The following is a 15,838-nucleotide window of genomic DNA, read 5'->3' as shown; positions in this document are numbered from 1 at the left end:
CGTCGATCATGCACGACGGCCCCGCTCCCCGGTCGCGGTCGCGACGAGCGCGACGGCGACCCAGGCGAAGTCGGCGGCGAGCACGAGCCGTTCGACGAGGCCGAGGAGGGTGGGGGCGCCGCCCAGGCCGAGGGAGGGGCCGCCGTCCATGACGTCGGCCAGGAAGACGGCGAGGGCGGCCGTGCTCAGCAGGGAGGCCGCCGTGAGGGCGTTCAGGGCGGTCCGCAGCCGGGGCAGGGCCGCCGTGAGCGTCCGGCGGAGGAGGAGGGCGGCCACCGGGAGGGCGGCGAAGGCGAGGAAGGCGGCGTTGCCGTGGACGAGTTCGGAGGCCGAGGGGCGGTGGTGGTGGCCGGGCGGGTCGGCGGGGAAGACCCCCGCGATCAGGATCCCGGCGGCCCACACCGCCACCACGATCCGCCCGGCCCCGGCCCGGAGCCGTGCCGCGAGGACGGCGGAGGCGGCGCCGACGGCCAGGAGGCCCGCCGGGAGGAGTCCGCCGGCGGTGCCGTGCACGTACCGGCTGAGGGCCTCGCCCACCAGGTCGTATCCGGGGTTGAGCAGCTCCACGGCCGTCAGGGCCAGGGTGCCCGCGCCGATCAGGCCGAGCGGGAGCCGCACCCCCGCGGTCGTCGCCTTCCTCGTCTCCGTCGCCGTCGTCGCCGCCGTCGTCGTCGTCATGCCGTCCTCCTGGTGTCGTGGCCGTGTCCGGTGGTCCGGACGCTACGGAGGGGGCGGGGACGGTCGCGTCCTCCCGGCGCGGTCACTCCGGCGTACGCCGGACGGTGACGGCGGCTAGGGCTTCTGCACCGTCCGGTGTACGGCGCGGGGCAGCCAGGCGGCCATCAGGGCGGCCGCGGTCAGGAGGACGCCGGCCGAGACGCGGAAGGCCAGGGCGTAGCCGGGGACCAGGTGGGAGCCGTCCGGGGGGCCGATGACGGAGAAGTCGGGGCCGGTGGGGGCGGAGGCGGCGACGGTCGTCAGGACGGCGAGGCCGAGGGCTCCGCCCATCGTGCGCGCGGTGTTGACCAGGCCGGAGACGAGTCCGGCGTCGCCGGGGGCGGCGCCGGAGGTGGCGAGGGTCGCGAGGGGGGTGGTGGCGAGGCCGATGCCGCCCATCATGAGGATGCCGGGGCCGAGGATGGTGCCGAGGAAGGTGCCGTCGGCGGTCAGGGTGGACTGCCAGGCGAAGCCGGCGGCGGCGACGAGGATCCCGGTGACGGCGAGGGCCTTGGCGCCGGTGACGGCCATGACGCGGGGCGCGGCCTTGGAGCCGACGAGGACGGCGAGGGAGCTGGGGACGAGGGCGAGGCCGGCCTGGAGCGGGGTGTAGCCGAGGACGTTCTGCGCGTACACCGTCATGAAGAACCACATGGCGAAGGAGCTGGAACCGCAGAGCAGGATCCCGGCGTTGGCGGCGGAGACGGCCCGGTTGCGGAAGATGCCGAGCGGGACGAGGGGTTCCCGGGTGCGCCGTTCGACGGCGACGAAGACGGCGAGGAGGGCGAGGCCGCCGAGGAGCGGGAGGAGGGTGGCGGCGGAGGTCCAGCCGGACATCTCGGTCTGCACGATGCCGTAGGCGAGGGTGGCGAGTCCGGCGGTGACCAGGACCGCGCCGGGCAGGTCGAGGCGGCGGCCGGCGGTGGTGTCGCCCTCGCGGAGCCAGAGCGCGGCGGCGGCGAGGACCAGGACGCCGGCGGGGACGTTGACGAGGAGGACCCAGCGCCAGTCCAGCAGGTCGACGAGGAGGCCGCCGACGAAGCCGCCCGCGGCGCCGCCGGCCGCGCCGACGGCGGTCCAGGTGCCGATGGCCCGGGTGCGGGCGGCGCCGGCGGGGACGGCGGAGGTGACGAGGGTGAGGGTGGCCGGGGAGAGCGCGGCCGCGCCGAGGCCCTGGGCGGCCCGCGCGCCGATGAGCCAGGCGCCCTCGGGGGCGATGCCGCCGACGACCGAGGCGGCGGTGAAGAGCCCGAGGCCCGCCAGGAACATCGTCTTGCGCCCGTACAGGTCGGCCGCCCTGCCGCCGAGGAGCATGAAGCCGGCGAAGGCGATGGAGTAGGCGTTGAGCACCCACTGGAGGCCGAGGGTGCCGAGGCCGAGGTCGGCCTTGATGGAGGGCAGGGCCACGTTCATGACCGACACGTCGAGGACGACGAGGAACTGCCCGGCGCAGGCGACGAGGACGACGAGCCAGGGACGGGGGGCGCGGAGGGAGGGGCGGGGCGGGGCGGATCCGGTGGTGGAGTCGGTCTGCGGCATGGGTGTCATGGTCGCAGACCGCTTCCGCCCCGTACATGCGGGAAAAGTCCTACGCCTTGCGGAGCAGGGTCACCACCGCCGCGCCGCCGAGGCCGACGTTGTGGGCGAGGCCGACGCGGGCGCCGGGGACCTGGCGGGCGTCGGCCTCGCCGCGGAGCTGCCAGACGAGTTCGGCGGCCTGGGCGAGGCCGGTGGCGCCGAGGGGGTGGCCCTTGGAGATGAGGCCGCCGGAGGGGTTCACGATCCAGCGGCCGCCGTAGGTGGTGGCGCCGGACTCGACGAGCTTCCCGGAGGCGCCCTCCTCGCACATGCCGAGGGCCTCGTAGGTGAGGAGTTCGTTGATGGAGAAGCAGTCGTGGAGTTCGACGACGTCGACGTCCTCGATGCCGAGGCCGGAGGCTTCGTACGCCTGGCGCGCGGCCTCCCGGGACATGGGGCGGCCGACGGCGTCGACGCAGGAGCCGGAGGCGAAGGACTCGCCGGTGTCGGTGGTCATGGCCTGGCCGGCGATCTCGACGGCCCGGTCCTCCAGTCCGTGGGCGGCGACGAAGCGCTCGGAGACGACGAGGGCGGCGGCGGCGCCGTCGGAGGTGGGCGAGCACTGGAGCTTGGTGAGGGGGTGGTGGACGGTCTTCGCGGCGAGGATCTCGTCGACGGTGTACACGTCCTGGAACTGGGCGCGGGGGTTGCGGGAGGAGTGCAGGTGGTTCTTGGCGGCGACGGCGGCGAGCTGCGCCTCGGTGGTGCCGTACCGCTCCATGTGCTCGCGGGCGGCGTTGCCGAAGATCTGCGCGGTGGGCGGGGACGCCTCGAAGCCGTGGGCGGCGGCCATGATGCCGTAGTGACGGGCGACGGGTGAGGTCCTGAAGTCTCCGGCGCCGCCCGCTCCGCCGCCGAGGGAGCCCTTGCTCATCTTCTCGAAGCCGAGGGCGAGGACGCAGTCGGCGATGCCGCCCTCGACGAACTGGCGGGCGGTCATGAGGGCGGTGGACCCGGTGGCGCAGTTGTTGTTGAGGTTGTAGACGGGGAGGCCGGTGAGGCCGAGTTCGTAGACGGCCCGCTGGCCGGCGGTGGACGCCTGGAAGCAGTAGCCGACGGCGGCCTGCCCGACCTCCTCGTACGGGATCCCGGCGTCGGCGAGGGCGGCGGTGCCGGCCTCGCGGGCCATGTCCCAGTACTGCCAGTCGCGGGTCTCGGGCTTCTCGAACTTCGTCATGCCGACACCGACGATGTACGACTTCATGGTGTGCCCTCTCAGTCCCTGGGGAGGCCGAGCAGCCGCTCGGCGACGACGTTGAGCTGGACCTGGGTGGTGCCCCCGGCGATGGTCAGGCAGCGGGACATGAGGTGTCCGTGGACGGCCGCCGCGCCGGGGCCCTCGCACACGGCGCCGTCGGGGCCGAGGAGTTCGAGGGCGAGTTCGGCGGTCTTCTGCTGGTGGAGGGTCTGGACGAGCTTGCGGACGCTGGCGCCGGCGCCCGGTTCGAGTCCGGAGACCTGGAGGAGGGTGGTGCGCAGGCCGATGCAGGCGAGGGCATGCGCCTCGGCGAGGAGGGCTCCGGTGCGGGCCCGGACGGAGCCGTCGGCCTCGGCGGACGCCTTGATGAGCGCTTCGAGGCCGGTGTCGAAGACGACCTGGTCGGCCATGTGGACGCGTTCGTTGCCGAGGGTGTTGCGGGCGACGCGCCAGCCGTCGTCGACCTCGCCGACGACGGCGTCGGCGGGGAGGACGGCGCCGTCGAACCAGACCTCGTTGAAGAGGGAGTCCCCGGTGATCTCCTTGAGCGGGCGGATGTCGATGCCGGGGGTGTTCCTCATGTCGACGAGGAAGTAGGTGAGTCCCCGGTGCTTGGGGGCGTCGGGGTTCGTGCGGGCGAGCAGGATGCCGTGGTCGGCCCCCTGGGCGGCGCTCGTCCACACCTTCTGGCCGGTGATCCGCCAGCCGCCGTCCCCGGTGCGCTCGGCGCGGGTGCGCAGGGAGGCGAGGTCGGAGCCGGCGCCGGGCTCGGAGAAGAGCTGGCACCAGCGCTGTTCGCCGCGGAGGGTGGGCCCGAGGTGGCGTTCCTGCTGCTCGGGGCTGCCGTGGGCGAGGAGCGAGGGGACGACCCAGGTGGCGATGCCGAGTCCGGCGACGGTGATCCCGGCCTCGTCGAGTTCGCGCTGGACGGCGAGCTGCTGGAGGGGTCCCGCGCCGAGGCCGTACGGCTCCGGGAGGTGCGGGGCGGCGTAGCCGGTGGGGGCGAGGGCGCGGCGGGCGGCGGCGGGGTCGAGTCCGGCGGCGGGGGCGAGGGCCTCGCGGGCGGCGGCGCGGTACGGCTCGGCGGCGGGCGGCAGGTCGAGGCGGAGGCCGCGGCGCAGGCCGGTGGCGGCGTGCCGGAGGGCGTCGAGGCGGTGGCGGTCCCCGGTGCCGAGGAGCTGGCGGGCGACGAGGGCCCGGCGCAGCAGGACGTGGGCGTCGTGTTCCCAGGTGAAGCCGATGCCGCCGAGGATCTGGATGCAGTCCTTGGCGCAGCTGTGGGCGGCGTCGAGGGCGGTGGCGGCGGCGAGGGCGGCGACGAGGGGCCGGGCGGGGTCGTGGACGGCGCGGGCGGCGTCCCAGGTGAGGGCGCGGGCCTGTTCGAGCCGGACGAGCATGTCGGCGCAGAGGTGCTTGACGCCCTGGAACCGTCCGATGGGGCGGCCGAACTGTTCGCGGGTGCGGGCGTGTTCGGCGGCGGTCTCGACGGCGCGGGCGGCGGTGCCGCAGGCGTCGGCGGCGAAGAGGACGGCGGCGAGGTCGTGGACGAGGCCGGTGTCGAGGGCGAGGACCCGGTCGGCCGGCACGTGGAGGGCGGCGGCGGTGACCTCGGCGGTGGGCCGGGTGGGGTCGGCGGAGGCGTGGGGGCGGACGGTGAGCCCGGTGGTTCCGGCGGCCCCGGTGGACTCCGCGGATCCGGTGGACTCGACGGCCCCGGTGGACCTGGCGGATCCGGTGGGCTCGGCGGCCCCGGTCGTCCCGGCGGCTTTCGCGGCCCCGGCGGCGGGCTTGTCCACGGCGAGCCAGACGGTGCCGTCGGCGGTGGTGGCCTGGAGGAGGAGCAGATCGGCCTGGCCGGCGCCGAGGACGGGGGGCGCGGTGCCGTCGAGGACGTGTCCGGTGCCGGTGCGGACGGCGGTGAGGGTGCCGGTGCCGCCGAGGGCGACGGCGCCGATCCGGCGGCCTTCGGCGAGGTCGGCGAGGAGCGGGCCGACCGCGCCCGCGCGGTGGAGGAGTTCGGCGGCGAGGACGGAGGGGAGGTAGGGGCCGGGGAGGAGGGCGCGGGCGGTCTCCTCCACGACGACGGCGAGGTCGTCGAGGGCGCCGCCGCCGCCTCCGTGCTCCTCGGGTACGTGGATCCCGAGGAGGCCCTGCGCGGCGGCGGCGTCCCAGTGCCGGGGCCGGCCGGCCGGCGGCTCGGGCGCGTCGAGCCACCGGCGGAGTTCCTCGGGGGGTGCGGCGCGGGTGAGCCAGGCGCGGACGGATCGGGCGAGGTCCCGCTGTTCGTGCGTGATGGCGATGCCCATGGCGCGCAGAGTAGAACACGTTCCATTCTGACGGAAGGTCAGATACGGAGCGGATCCTGGCGCGCCGGACCGGTCAGCCCCGCTCCCCGGCACCCTCCGGCCCGGAGGCCGGACCGGACTTCGATCCGGACTCCGCCCCGGATTCCGCCCCGGGTTCCGGCCGCGGCTCCGGCCGCGCGGGCTTCGACAGCAGGATCTCCCGGGCCTGTTCGGCGGCGCGCACTATCCCTTCGCTGACGAAGTCCATGAAGCGGGCGACGTTCTCCAGCCGGGCGGCGGCCGGGGTGCCGGCCCCGAGGACGGCGACGCCCTGCCGGGCGATCTCGACCATCTGCTCGTTGGCCTTGGCGGCGGCGATCATCGACTGGTACCAGAGCTCGTCGTCGACGATGTAGCGCTCGCGGCGGCGGTCGTCGCGCTCGCGCCGGATGAGGCTCTGACTCTCCAGGAAGGCGACGGCCTTGGAGATGGAGCCCGCGCTGACCTGGAGCCGCTCGCCGAGCTCGCCGGCGGTGAGACTGCCCGCGTCGGTGGCGTAGAGCGCGGCGAGGACACGGGCCGTCATGCGGGGCAGGCCGCTCTGCATGAAGACGGTGGCGAACGCCTCCTCGTAGTCGCGCACCGCGGTCGCGTCGCGCCCGTCGCCCCGCGCGGCCGGCCGGGCGTCGCCGCCGGGCCGGCGCCGGCGCGCACGGCCCTCGGTGGCGCGGTGGGCCAGGTCGGGGCGGTAGGCGGTGGGGCCGCCGTTGCGCATGACCTCGCGCGTGACCGTGGAGGTGGGGCGGTCGAGACGCCTGGCGATCTCCGCGTAGGCGAGCCCGTCGCCCAGTCCCAGCGCGATCTGCTGACGTTCCTGCTGGGTGAGTCTGCCTCCCGGCATCGCGATCTCCCTTCATCCGTGCCCGATACGGCGCCAGCATAGCGTTCAGCGTCCAATCATTGCAACGAGACCATCTACACCGTTGCATCAATCTAGCTTCCATTGCAACGAATTTCCAGCATTGACCTGCATGAATTTCATTCCAGTGCAACGAACTAGTTGCTACATCATGGAAAGCAACGTAGCTTTTCCCATGTCGGAAACACCGACCACGACCATACGGGAGCAGTCACCATGCAGTCCTTCGCCACCACCGCCCCGATCGCCGCCGTCGTCACCGTCCCGGCCGGTCACCTCCGCTTCATCGCCGCGGACCGCGCCGACGCGACCGTCGAGGTCCGCCCGGTCACCGCCGGCCGGAGCCGCGACATGAAGGCCGCCGAGGAGACCACCGTCTCCTTCGCCGACGGGGTGCTGCGGATCGCCGCGCCCGAGGCGAAGAGCCAGCTCTTCGGGCCGTCCGGCGCCGTCGAGATCACCGTCCAGCTGCCGGCCGGCTCCCGCGTCGAGGCCAAGGCCGCCGGCGCCGGCCTGCGCGGCGTCGGACGCCTCGGGGACGTCACCTTCGACAGCGCCCAGGGCCCGGTCAAGCTCGACGAGGCCGGCAGCGTCCGCCTCACCCTCCAGGACGGCGACATCACCATCGGCCGCCTCAACGGCTCCGCCGCCCTCACCACCGCCCGCGGCGACCTGAGGATCACCGAAGCCGTCACCGGCGACCTCGCCCTCACCACCCAGTCCGGCTCCATCACCGTCGGCGCCGCCCGCGGCGTCTGCGCCACCCTCGACGCCGGCACCTCCTACGGCCGCGTCCACAACACCCTCCAGAACACCGGCGGCAAGGGCGCCCTCACCATCCGCGCCACCACCACCCACGGCGACATCTCCGCCCACTCCAACTGACCGGGCGTTGTCAGTGGGTCCTGTCACGATGACGGCACCTGGACGACACGACCGCGAAAGGGCGAACACGCCATGGGGACCTGGGACATCGGACCGTTCGACAACGACACCGCCGCCGACTTCTCCTACCGGGTGGACTCCGCGTCCGCGGAGAAGAAGGCGGACGTGCTCCGCACGGCCTTCCGGGAGGTGACGGGGACCGGGGACGCGTACCTGGACGCGGACCTGTCGATGGAGGCGATCGCGTCGGCCGCGCTGGTGGCGGCGCAGTGCCCGGGCGGGGAGGCCGTGACGACCTCGTACGGGCCGAAGGAACCGCTGGGGGTGCTGCCGGTGGAGCTGCGGGCGGAGGCGGTGGCCGCGCTCGACCGGGTGCTGGCCGAGCCGTCCGAACTCCTGGAGCTGTGGGAGGAGTCGGACGGCGAGGAGTGGAAGACGGGGGTCCGCACGCTGCGGGGCGTGCTGGCGGGGGGCTGACCGCCCGCGCGGTCCGGGTGCCGCCGCCTACTGTGGAGGCACGGACGAGAACGGGGGGTGTTCCATGGACGTGCCGACATGGGGACTGGTCATGGAGATGACCGTGGGCCTGGGGGAACGGAAGCACACGGAGGCGTACGTGGTCGCGCACGTCACCGGTTCGCGCGAGGAGGCGCTCGCGGAGCTGGAGCGGCGGGCGCGGAGCCACGAGCCCGCCCATCCGCGAAGTCCGCGGCGCCGCCGGCTGCTCCGGCAGGCGGACGGGTTCCTGCTCGTCGTCGACGGGGCGTGGCAGTCGTACGTCACCCGGTTCACGGTGGCGGAGCTGCTGGAGGACTCGGCCGCGCCCGCCGCCGGGCCGGAATCCGCACCCGACCCCGCACCGGAGCCGGAGCCGGAGGAGGATCCGGTCGAGCGGGACGCGGACGGCGTGCCGGTCCGGCCGGCGTGGCTGGGCCGCGCCGACCTGGCGTGAGACCACGGCTCCGCTTGGACTTCCGTGCGGGTTGTTGGATCCTCGGCCGGCGGGACGGCTGCGGGGGCGGAAGGGCGCGATCATGGCGGCATGACGACCGATGCCGCCCTGCCCCTCGCCCTGGAGTGGGTGACCGCCCCCGCCTCCTGGTCCTACGACGGTGACGTCCTGACGGTCACCTCCGGACCCCGCACCGATCTGTTCACCGACCCGCTGGACGGCGCCCGGCGGCAGGACGCGGCGCTCGCGCTCACCGTGCCGCCGGAGGGGGACTGGCAGTGGTCGGCCCGGGTCCGGGCCGGACTGCGGGACTCCTGGGACGCCGGCGCGCTCGTCGTCCACGCCGACGACGACCACTGGGCGAAGCTGACGTTCGAGCGGGCGCCCGACGGGACGCCGGGTGTCTTCTCGGTCGTGACCCGGGGCCGCTCCGACGACGCCGTCGCCGCGCCCGTCACCGCGGACGCGCTGTGGCTGCGGATCAGCCGGACCGGCGACCGGTTCGCCTTCCACTCGTCCGAGGACGGACGGAGGTGGAGCCTGGTGCGACAGTTCGCCCTCGGCGCCCCCGGCCCGGTGCGGGTCGGCGTCGTCGCGCAGTCGCCCGTCGGGGAGGGCTGCCGCGCCGACTTCGGCGCCCTCCTCCTCACCCCGGCGCCCCTGGCCCACCTGTTCGACGGACGCTGAGCCCGGCGGGCGTTACGCTCCCGCCATGGCGAGCATCGGAGCGTGGCGCGCGGAGGCCGTCGACCACCGCCGGGAGGAGGGCCCGCCCCCGTACGAGCGGGCCCGCCGCCCCGGCGAACCCCTGGCCCGGCGCGGCGAGTTCGCCGTGCACGGCGCGGAGGGATCGGTCCGCGCGACGGACGCCGGCGGCCGCACCCTCTGGACCCACACCTTCGCCGGCCGCCCCAACGCGGCCCATGTCTCCGGCGGCCGGGTCCTCGTCACCACCGACTCCCTGGAGTACACGCCATGGGGCTTCCTCGGCCCCGCGTACCTCCTCGACCTGGCCGACGGCCGGCTCGTCGCCGAGCTGCGCGGCGAGCGCGGGGCGGCCCGCGGCGGCGGGCGGTTCCTCCTGGGCCTGGAGGGCTACGGCATCTTCGAGACCCGCGAGTACGACCGCGACGGCGCCGAGACGGACCGCTGGGCCTCGTACGGGCACTACGCCGTCGGCACGGGCGTCCGCGTGGTCGAGGCGGACCGGCGCGTCCCGACCGGCAACCGGGTCGTCCGGCTCCTGCCCGGCGGCACCGTCTCCCCCGGCCCCCGCCTCGACGACCCGCAGCCGCCGAAGCCGGTCGTCCTCCCGGACGGCACCCTGCTGGTCCTCGACGGAGGGGTGATCCGCACCGTCGGCCGCGACCTCGGCACGACCGTCCTCGCCCGGCTGAGACCCCTCGCCGCCGCCCGGACGATCCGGTCCCTGCGCTGGGACGGCGACCTGCTCGTCGCGACCGTCGCGGAACCGCACCCGGCCGACCCGACCCGCTACACCGTCGACTCCTGGGCCTTCCGGCTCTCCCCTACCGGCGCCGGTTCCTGACCGCCAGCACCGGCGACGCCACGGTCAGCCCCACGGCGGCGAGCGCCAGCAGGAGCAGCCCCGGGTTCACCCACCACGGGACGATCTCCTCCCCCGCGCAGACGAGACTCACCGGCAGCGCGGAGCTGGAGTCCGGCACCGCCATGTGTCCCGCCTTGAACCAGCAGGCGTCCTCCGGCTGGAGGAACGACATGTACGAGAGCCCGTACAGGTGCAGCGCCCCGCCGAGCAGGTACGCGAGCACCGCACCCCAGGCGGCCCTCCGCGCGGCGGACCGCCGCGGCCGGACCCCGGCGCGACGGGCCTTCAGCGTCTCCCCGACGGTGATCCCCGCCCACGTCGCCAGCGCGACGCCGAGGATCATCAGCCCTATGAAGGTCACCGGCGGTCAGCGCCCGACGCGTCCCTCGGCGGCGGCCCGCACGAACGCGGTGAACGCGGCGGCGCCGGCGAGGAGGACGGGGCCCTCGGGATCCTTGGAGTCACGGACGGCCACGTGAGCGGCGAGCTCGGCGACCTCGACGCAGTCGCCGCCGTCGGGGCCGCTGTACGAGGATTTACGCCAGACGGCTGCGCCGAGCGGGGCGCACTCGATGCACTCGCCGCCGTCGGGACCGCTGTACGAGGATTTACGCCACCGCGGGTCCTGGATGGTGCCCATACCGCTCCCTCATGACACGTTCGATCAGTGCCGCCGAGCCCTGCGGGGAGAGGGCAGCGGCCTGAAGCCGAGCGTAGCCGACGGACCGAGCCCTGATCGTGTGCGGATCGGCCGTCATATGACCCCCGCCGTAGACCGGAACGTAGAAGAGCTCCGGGTCGTCGTCGAACCGCAGAAGGGTGAACGAACCCAACAGACCGGAGTGTTGCCCCACCTCGAACGGCAGCACCTGCACCTGGACCCACGGATGCTCCAGGAAGCCCAACAGGTGGACGAGTTGGTTTCGCATGACTTCAGCGCCACCGACCTCCCGGTGCAGCACGCTCTCATCGAGCACGACGAACAGAACCGGCGGATGCGTTCGTTCCAGAATGCGCTGACGTTCCATGCGGGCCGCGACCATCTCGTCCAGCCGCCCGGGGTTCTCCACACGCAGGACCGCCCCGGCGTACTCCTCGGTCTGAAGCAGGCCGTAGACCAACTGCGACTGGTACGTCGAGATGTACGTCGCCTTCGCCTCCATCTCCGCGTACGGCTGGAACCACGTCGGCAGCTGGCTCTTCAGCACCAGCCCCACCAGCCGGGTGAACAGGCCGCCCGTCATCAGTGCCGCGTCCAGCCGGACCGAGAACTCGCGCGTGGGGACCTTCTTCGCCGTCTCTATCTGGCCCACGAGCGACGCCGTGCAGAAGAGGATCGAGCCCAACTGCGCCTGGTTGAGGCCCGCCTCCTCTCTCAGCCGGCGGAGTTCCGAACCGTAGTAGTCCAGCGGCGAGGCGCTCGGATCCAGGTTGCGGATGTTGACCACGGCGAGGTCACCCCCAAGGTCACGCGGCAAGGCGTTGCGTTCACGTCGTAGCCGAGCGTAACCACCCCCGCCCACCCTGGAGGCATGAATGACGCAACAGACCTCCACCCCGCCGCACTTGAGGCCAGTTACCGCATGGGGTTCACCGTCGGTGAGCACTCCGCACGTCACATGCGCCGCATCCTCCGCATGTTCCTCACGCGGTGGGCGCTCGGGCATCTGGCCGGTCCGGCGACGCTCGCGCTGACCGAGCTCGTCGCGAACGTCGTCCGGCACGTGCCGGGGCGCCGGTGCTCGGTGCTGATCCTGCGGGAGCCGTACGGGCTGCGGGTGGAGGTCGCGGACCACGTGCCCGGCGCCCTCCACGCGAAGGCGCCCGCGCCGGAGGCGGAGGGCGGGCGGGGGCTCGTGCTGGTGGAGGGGGTCACGGACCGGTGGGGGGTGGAGGAGCGGCGGGACGGGAAGACGGTGTGGTTCGAGTGCGACGGGTAGGGCACGATGGGCGCCCGTAACGACGTACTACTCGCCAGTAGGAGACCGCCATGTCCGAGCCCAGTGCCGAGATCCTCGCCGCCTTCGAGGCCGCGAAGGGGTTCATGCCCGCCGGGGAGGGCCTGGCCCTGTACGCGGCGGCGGCCGAGGCCGGGAAGCTGGGGCTGCCGCTCCTGGAGGTCGGCACGTACTGCGGGCGGTCGACGATCCTGCTGGCGGACGCGGCGCGGCAGGCCGGGACGGTCGCGGTGACGGTGGACCACCACCGGGGCAGCGAGGAGCAGCAGCCGGGGTGGGAGTACCACGACCCGACGGTGGTGGACCCGGAGGTGGGCGCGATGGACACGCTGCCGACCTTCCGGCGGACGCTGCGGAAGGCGGGCCTGGAGGAGCACGTGATCGCCGTGGTGGGGCGCAGCCCGCAGGTCGCGAAGGTGTGGGGCGGGGAGCTGGGGCTCGTCTTCATCGACGGCGGGCACACGGACGAGCACGCGACGAACGACTACGAGGGCTGGGCCCCCCGGGTCGCCCCCGGGGGCCTGCTGGTGATCCACGACGTGTTCCCGGACCCGGCGGACGGCGGGCAGGCGCCGTACCGGATCTATCTGCGCGCGCTGGAGTCCGGCGCCTTCGAGGAGGTCTCGGTCACGGACTCGCTGCGGGTGCTGCGCCGTACGGCCTGAGGCGCGGGGCCGGGCGGCGGGGTCACTTCCGCCAGAAGAGGTGGTGGGTGACCCCGCTGGGGCTGGGGACGACGTCCAGGTGGAAGCGGTCGGTCAGCTCCTCGGGCGCGTCCCACAGCTTGAGGCCGGTGCCGGCCTTCACCGGGGAGACGGCGACGTGGAGGGTGTCGACGAGGTCGGCGTCGAGGAACTCGCGGACCGTCGTGACGCCGCCGCCGAGCCGGACGTCCTTGCCCTCCGCGGCCTCCTTGGCGCGCTCCAGCGCGGTCACCGGGTCGGCGTCGAGGAAGTGGAAGGTGGTGTCGGAGAGCGTGAAGGACGGGCGCTCGTGGTGGGTGAGGACGAAGACCGGGGTGTGGAACGGCGGCTCCTCGCCCCACCAGCCCTTCCACTCCTCGTCGAGCCAGGGACCGCGCTGGGGGCCGAACTTGTTGCGGCCCATGATCTCGGCGCCGATGCCGTGGTGGAAGTCGCGGACCAGGTAGTCGTCCAGGCCCCGGCTGCCGCCGGGGTCGGTGCGGTTGGGCCAGCTGGCGGTCGCCCCGGCCCAGCCGAAGAGCCGGCCCGGGTCGAGGTGGCCGAAGGGGCGCTCCAGGGTCTGGTCCTCGCCGGCGGCGATCCCGTCGGCGGTGACGTTGAAGTTCTGGACCTTGAGCAGCTGGGGCCGGGGGCCGGCGGTCATGGCTTCCTCCTCGTTCGGGTGTTCCGGAGTCATGACTGCCCGGGCGGCGCGAACTCATCGCAGGTGCGCGTACGCTACTCAAAGGGGTTCGACTGTAGTACTACGAACGGAGTGGTCTTCATGGCCAGGCGGAACGACGAGCGGCGCGCCGCGCTGGTGGACGCCGCGATCGAGGTGCTGGCCCGCGAGGGCGCGCGGGGGCTGACCTTCCGGGCGGTGGACACCGAGGCCGGGGTGCCGACCGGGACCGCCTCCAACTACTTCGCCAACCGGGACGACCTGCTCACCCAGGCCGGCGCCCGCGTCTACGAACGGCTCCGGCCCGACGAGGCCGCCATCGAGGAGACCCGGACCGCGCCCCGCGACAAGGCGACCTACACGCGGATCATGCGGGAGCTGGTCGTCCGCGTCTCGTCCTTCCGCACCGGCTACCTCGCCCTGCTCGAACTGCGCCTGGAGGCCACCCGGCGGCCCGCGCTCCGCTCGATCCTCACCGAGCGGGTCCGGGCCGACGTCGAGCAGAACGTGGCCTTCCACGAGGCGTCCGGCCTCCCCGGCGACGCCACCGCCGTCAAACTGCTCATCCTCACGCTGAACTGGCTGATCGTCGAGCAGCTGACCCTCCCCGACGTCTTCGCGGAGGAGGAGCGCGACGCGCTGGTGGCGGCCGCCGTGGACCGGATCGTCTTCGCGGACCGGTAGGCGCCGGCCCCCGCGGGGGCCGGCCCCGTCCCGGCACGATCCGGAAGAGACGGCCTAGTACACCCCCGACGTCACGTAGAGGCAGTTGGTGTACGAGTAGCCGGACTCGATCTTCGCCTTGCTGCTCTTGGTGTCACCGGCCGTGGAGAAGCCGGTCCCGGCCCGCTTCTGGAGCAGGTGGTACGAGCCCGCCGGCAGCTGGATCGTCACCTTCGGGTACTTCGAGGAGGCGCCGGAGCAGGGCTTGAAGCCCGGCCGGAGGGTGTCGCTCGTCCGGTAGCTGCGGCAGTCGCCGCACGCCTTCAGGGTGACCTTGCCGGTGACCGGTCCCGTGTAGAGGAGCTCGACCGGCTCCGAGGCGTCGTTGCTGATCACCATGGTCATGCGGGCCCCGCCGGGCGCCGTCGCCGGAGGCAGCTTCTTCCCGGCCTCCGGCTCCTCGCCGGCGATCTGCGCGGCGATGGCGATGGAGCGGGCGTGGCCGGCGGACTCGCCGTCCGGGTAGTCCTTGACGTAGGCGTTCATGGTCTCGGCGGCCTTGCCGAACTCCTTGTCCGCGAACTGGTCGGTGCCACAGGCGAAGACGCCCCTGCGGACCCCCCGGTCCGCGTCCGCCCGCGCCCCGTCCAGCGAGACGCCCTCGACCTCGTCCGCGACCGTCCGCAGGGCCTTCAGCTCCTCGGTGGTGTCGCACCGGTCGACCGCGGTGTCGCCGACCGCGGCGACCTTGGTCCTGATCGCGTCCTCGACCGCCTTCTCCGCCTTCGCGACGTACGGCGACTGCGGGAACGTCGAGGTCAGGTCGTTGAACTGGACCGTGGCCCCCGACACGGCGGAACCGCCGAGGGCGGCCGCGCCGCACTCGTACAGCGACTGCGCGAGCGGCTCGTCCATCCGGGCCGGGCGGTCGCCCAGCAGCCCCTTGTCGACGGTGTCCGGCAGCGACCGCAGGTGCTTGAGCGGGGCGACGGCGTCGCAGTACGCCTTCCGCCCGTACGGCTGGGAGACGGTCACGTAGTACGCGTCGAGCCGGTCCGGCACGAGCTTCGCGGCGCGCGAGCCGCCCTCGGACCGGGCGAGGTCCTGGTACGCGGCGAGCGCCTCGCGGTAGCCCGCCTCGGCGCTCGCGAACGGCTTCCCCTCCCCGTCCTTCACCAGCGCGTCGGCGTCCGCGAGCCGGGCCAGCAGGGCCTGCTGGCGCGCCTCCTCGCGGGCGTCGGCGTGGGCACCGGCGTAGGCGACGGCGCCGCCGACGGGCGCGGCGAGCAGCACGACCGCGAGCGGCAGCGCCAGGCGGCGGACCGTGGTCCCGAAGGAGATCCGGGCGCGCAGGCCCCGCCGGGCCCCGTCGGCCGCGGCGGCCGCCAGGAGGACGCCGTACCCGATGAGCACGGCCGGGGGCACGCCGTCCGCGTCCGCCGGGAGCGCCACCAGGAGCAGGCCGGCGGTGGCCGCCCAGCAGAGCGCCGCGCTCACCCAGTGGCGGAGCACGACGTAGCCGAGGCCGAGGCAGGAGAGGTTGAGCAGCGCGACCAGGACGGCCTGGAGGGGCCGGGCCTCGCCGCGCGGTCCCGTGCCGCCGCCCTCGACCATCTGCTGCGCGAACGGGGCGACGAGCGGGTCGGTCGAGGCGAGAGCCTCTTCCATCGCCGACTGGACACCGGGGAAGTAGCCGGTCTCGTCAGCCCACTGCTCAGCGAACTCTCCGGTGGTCATCAGCTTGACGA

General features: G+C 74.0%; 18 protein-coding genes. 8 read left to right on the top strand and 10 right to left on the bottom strand.

What is annotated here, in order from left to right; translation table 11 throughout:
• Positions 1-6: 6 nt before the first annotated feature.
• From ACFVU3_RS34745 to ACFVU3_RS34725, 5 genes are all read right to left on the bottom strand, one after another.
• Positions 7-678, bottom strand: a complete 672-nt coding sequence (locus ACFVU3_RS34745; protein ID WP_390072697.1) for a DUF998 domain-containing protein — start codon at positions 676-678, stop codon at positions 7-9.
• A 114-nt stretch (positions 679-792) separates the two neighbouring features.
• Positions 793-2,265: an MFS transporter gene (locus ACFVU3_RS34740; RefSeq protein WP_390072696.1), complete on the bottom strand. Its 1,473-nt coding sequence runs from the start codon at positions 2,263-2,265 to the stop codon at positions 793-795.
• 40 nt (positions 2,266-2,305) lie between these two features.
• Complete coding sequence (locus tag ACFVU3_RS34735) at positions 2,306-3,499, bottom strand: lipid-transfer protein (protein ID WP_390072694.1); 1,194 nt, start codon at positions 3,497-3,499, stop codon at positions 2,306-2,308.
• 11 nt (positions 3,500-3,510) lie between these two features.
• Positions 3,511-5,799 (bottom strand): acyl-CoA dehydrogenase, encoded by a 2,289-nt coding sequence (locus ACFVU3_RS34730; protein WP_390072693.1) that lies wholly within the window; start codon positions 5,797-5,799, stop codon positions 3,511-3,513.
• 73 nt (positions 5,800-5,872) lie between these two features.
• Positions 5,873-6,679, bottom strand: a complete 807-nt coding sequence (locus tag ACFVU3_RS34725; RefSeq protein WP_390072692.1) for a helix-turn-helix domain-containing protein — start codon at positions 6,677-6,679, stop codon at positions 5,873-5,875.
• Between the two features lie 234 nt (positions 6,680-6,913).
• Here ACFVU3_RS34725 and ACFVU3_RS34720 point away from each other — a divergent pair, with 234 nt between their 5' ends.
• The 5 genes from ACFVU3_RS34720 to ACFVU3_RS34700 all read left to right on the top strand — a co-directional run bounded on the left by ACFVU3_RS34720 (position 6,914) and on the right by ACFVU3_RS34700 (position 10,083).
• The gene (locus ACFVU3_RS34720; protein WP_390072690.1) at positions 6,914-7,582 is read left to right on the top strand and encodes a DUF4097 family beta strand repeat-containing protein; all 669 of its coding nucleotides are present in this window, start codon (positions 6,914-6,916) and stop codon (positions 7,580-7,582) included.
• A 72-nt stretch (positions 7,583-7,654) separates the two neighbouring features.
• Positions 7,655-8,059 carry a DUF4259 domain-containing protein gene (locus ACFVU3_RS34715; RefSeq protein ID WP_390072688.1) on the top strand — a complete coding sequence of 135 codons (405 nt, stop codon included), beginning with the start codon at positions 7,655-7,657 and terminating at the stop codon, positions 8,057-8,059.
• Positions 8,060-8,123: 64 nt separating this feature from the next.
• Positions 8,124-8,534 carry a hypothetical protein gene (locus tag ACFVU3_RS34710; RefSeq protein WP_390072686.1) on the top strand — a complete coding sequence of 137 codons (411 nt, stop codon included), beginning with the start codon at positions 8,124-8,126 and terminating at the stop codon, positions 8,532-8,534.
• A 90-nt stretch (positions 8,535-8,624) separates the two neighbouring features.
• On the top strand, positions 8,625-9,221 hold the full coding sequence (locus ACFVU3_RS34705) for a DUF1349 domain-containing protein (RefSeq protein WP_390072684.1): 597 nt from the start codon (positions 8,625-8,627) through the stop codon (positions 9,219-9,221).
• A 25-nt stretch (positions 9,222-9,246) separates the two neighbouring features.
• Positions 9,247-10,083: a hypothetical protein gene (locus ACFVU3_RS34700; protein WP_390072682.1), complete on the top strand. Its 837-nt coding sequence runs from the start codon at positions 9,247-9,249 to the stop codon at positions 10,081-10,083.
• Here the strand turns inward: ACFVU3_RS34700 and ACFVU3_RS34695 are convergent.
• Genes ACFVU3_RS34695 through ACFVU3_RS34685 form a run of 3 tightly spaced genes read right to left on the bottom strand, consistent with a single transcriptional unit; the run spans position 10,064 to position 11,552 of the window.
• Complete coding sequence (locus ACFVU3_RS34695; protein ID WP_390072680.1) at positions 10,064-10,465, bottom strand: hypothetical protein; 402 nt, start codon at positions 10,463-10,465, stop codon at positions 10,064-10,066. The two genes, ACFVU3_RS34700 and ACFVU3_RS34695, sit on opposite strands and share 20 nt — an antisense overlap.
• 6 nt (positions 10,466-10,471) lie before the next feature.
• Positions 10,472-10,744: a DUF397 domain-containing protein gene (locus ACFVU3_RS34690; RefSeq protein ID WP_390072678.1), complete on the bottom strand. Its 273-nt coding sequence runs from the start codon at positions 10,742-10,744 to the stop codon at positions 10,472-10,474.
• The gene (locus tag ACFVU3_RS34685; RefSeq protein ID WP_390072676.1) at positions 10,713-11,552 is read right to left on the bottom strand and encodes a Scr1 family TA system antitoxin-like transcriptional regulator; all 840 of its coding nucleotides are present in this window, start codon (positions 11,550-11,552) and stop codon (positions 10,713-10,715) included. Before ACFVU3_RS34685 ends, ACFVU3_RS34690 begins: the two co-directional genes overlap by 32 nt.
• Before the next feature lie 84 nt (positions 11,553-11,636).
• Here ACFVU3_RS34685 and ACFVU3_RS34680 point away from each other — a divergent pair, with 84 nt between their 5' ends.
• Together ACFVU3_RS34680 and ACFVU3_RS34675 are read left to right on the top strand one after the other, a co-directional pair.
• Positions 11,637-12,044 (top strand): ATP-binding protein, encoded by a 408-nt coding sequence (locus tag ACFVU3_RS34680; protein WP_390072674.1) that lies wholly within the window; start codon positions 11,637-11,639, stop codon positions 12,042-12,044.
• Positions 12,045-12,094: 50 nt separating this feature from the next.
• Positions 12,095-12,727 (top strand): class I SAM-dependent methyltransferase, encoded by a 633-nt coding sequence (locus ACFVU3_RS34675; RefSeq protein ID WP_390072672.1) that lies wholly within the window; start codon positions 12,095-12,097, stop codon positions 12,725-12,727.
• Between the two features lie 22 nt (positions 12,728-12,749).
• Here the strand turns inward: ACFVU3_RS34675 and ACFVU3_RS34670 are convergent, their stop codons facing one another.
• Positions 12,750-13,409, bottom strand: a complete 660-nt coding sequence (locus tag ACFVU3_RS34670) for a dihydrofolate reductase family protein (RefSeq protein ID WP_390072669.1) — start codon at positions 13,407-13,409, stop codon at positions 12,750-12,752.
• A 120-nt stretch (positions 13,410-13,529) separates the two neighbouring features.
• Between ACFVU3_RS34670 and ACFVU3_RS34665 the strand changes: the two genes are divergently transcribed.
• Positions 13,530-14,111 carry a TetR/AcrR family transcriptional regulator gene (locus ACFVU3_RS34665; RefSeq protein ID WP_390072667.1) on the top strand — a complete coding sequence of 194 codons (582 nt, stop codon included), beginning with the start codon at positions 13,530-13,532 and terminating at the stop codon, positions 14,109-14,111.
• A 54-nt stretch (positions 14,112-14,165) separates the two neighbouring features.
• Here the strand turns inward: ACFVU3_RS34665 and ACFVU3_RS34660 are convergent.
• On the bottom strand, positions 14,166-15,838 hold a 1,673-nt coding region (locus ACFVU3_RS34660), incomplete at its 5' end, for a hypothetical protein (protein WP_390072665.1).

Origin of the sequence: Streptomyces sp. NPDC058052, from assembly GCF_042885515.1 — a bacterium.
GTDB lineage: Bacteria > Actinomycetota > Actinomycetes > Streptomycetales > Streptomycetaceae > Streptomyces.
Note: the sequence above shows the minus strand (reverse complement) of the source record. Positions and strands in the feature narration are given on the sequence as shown.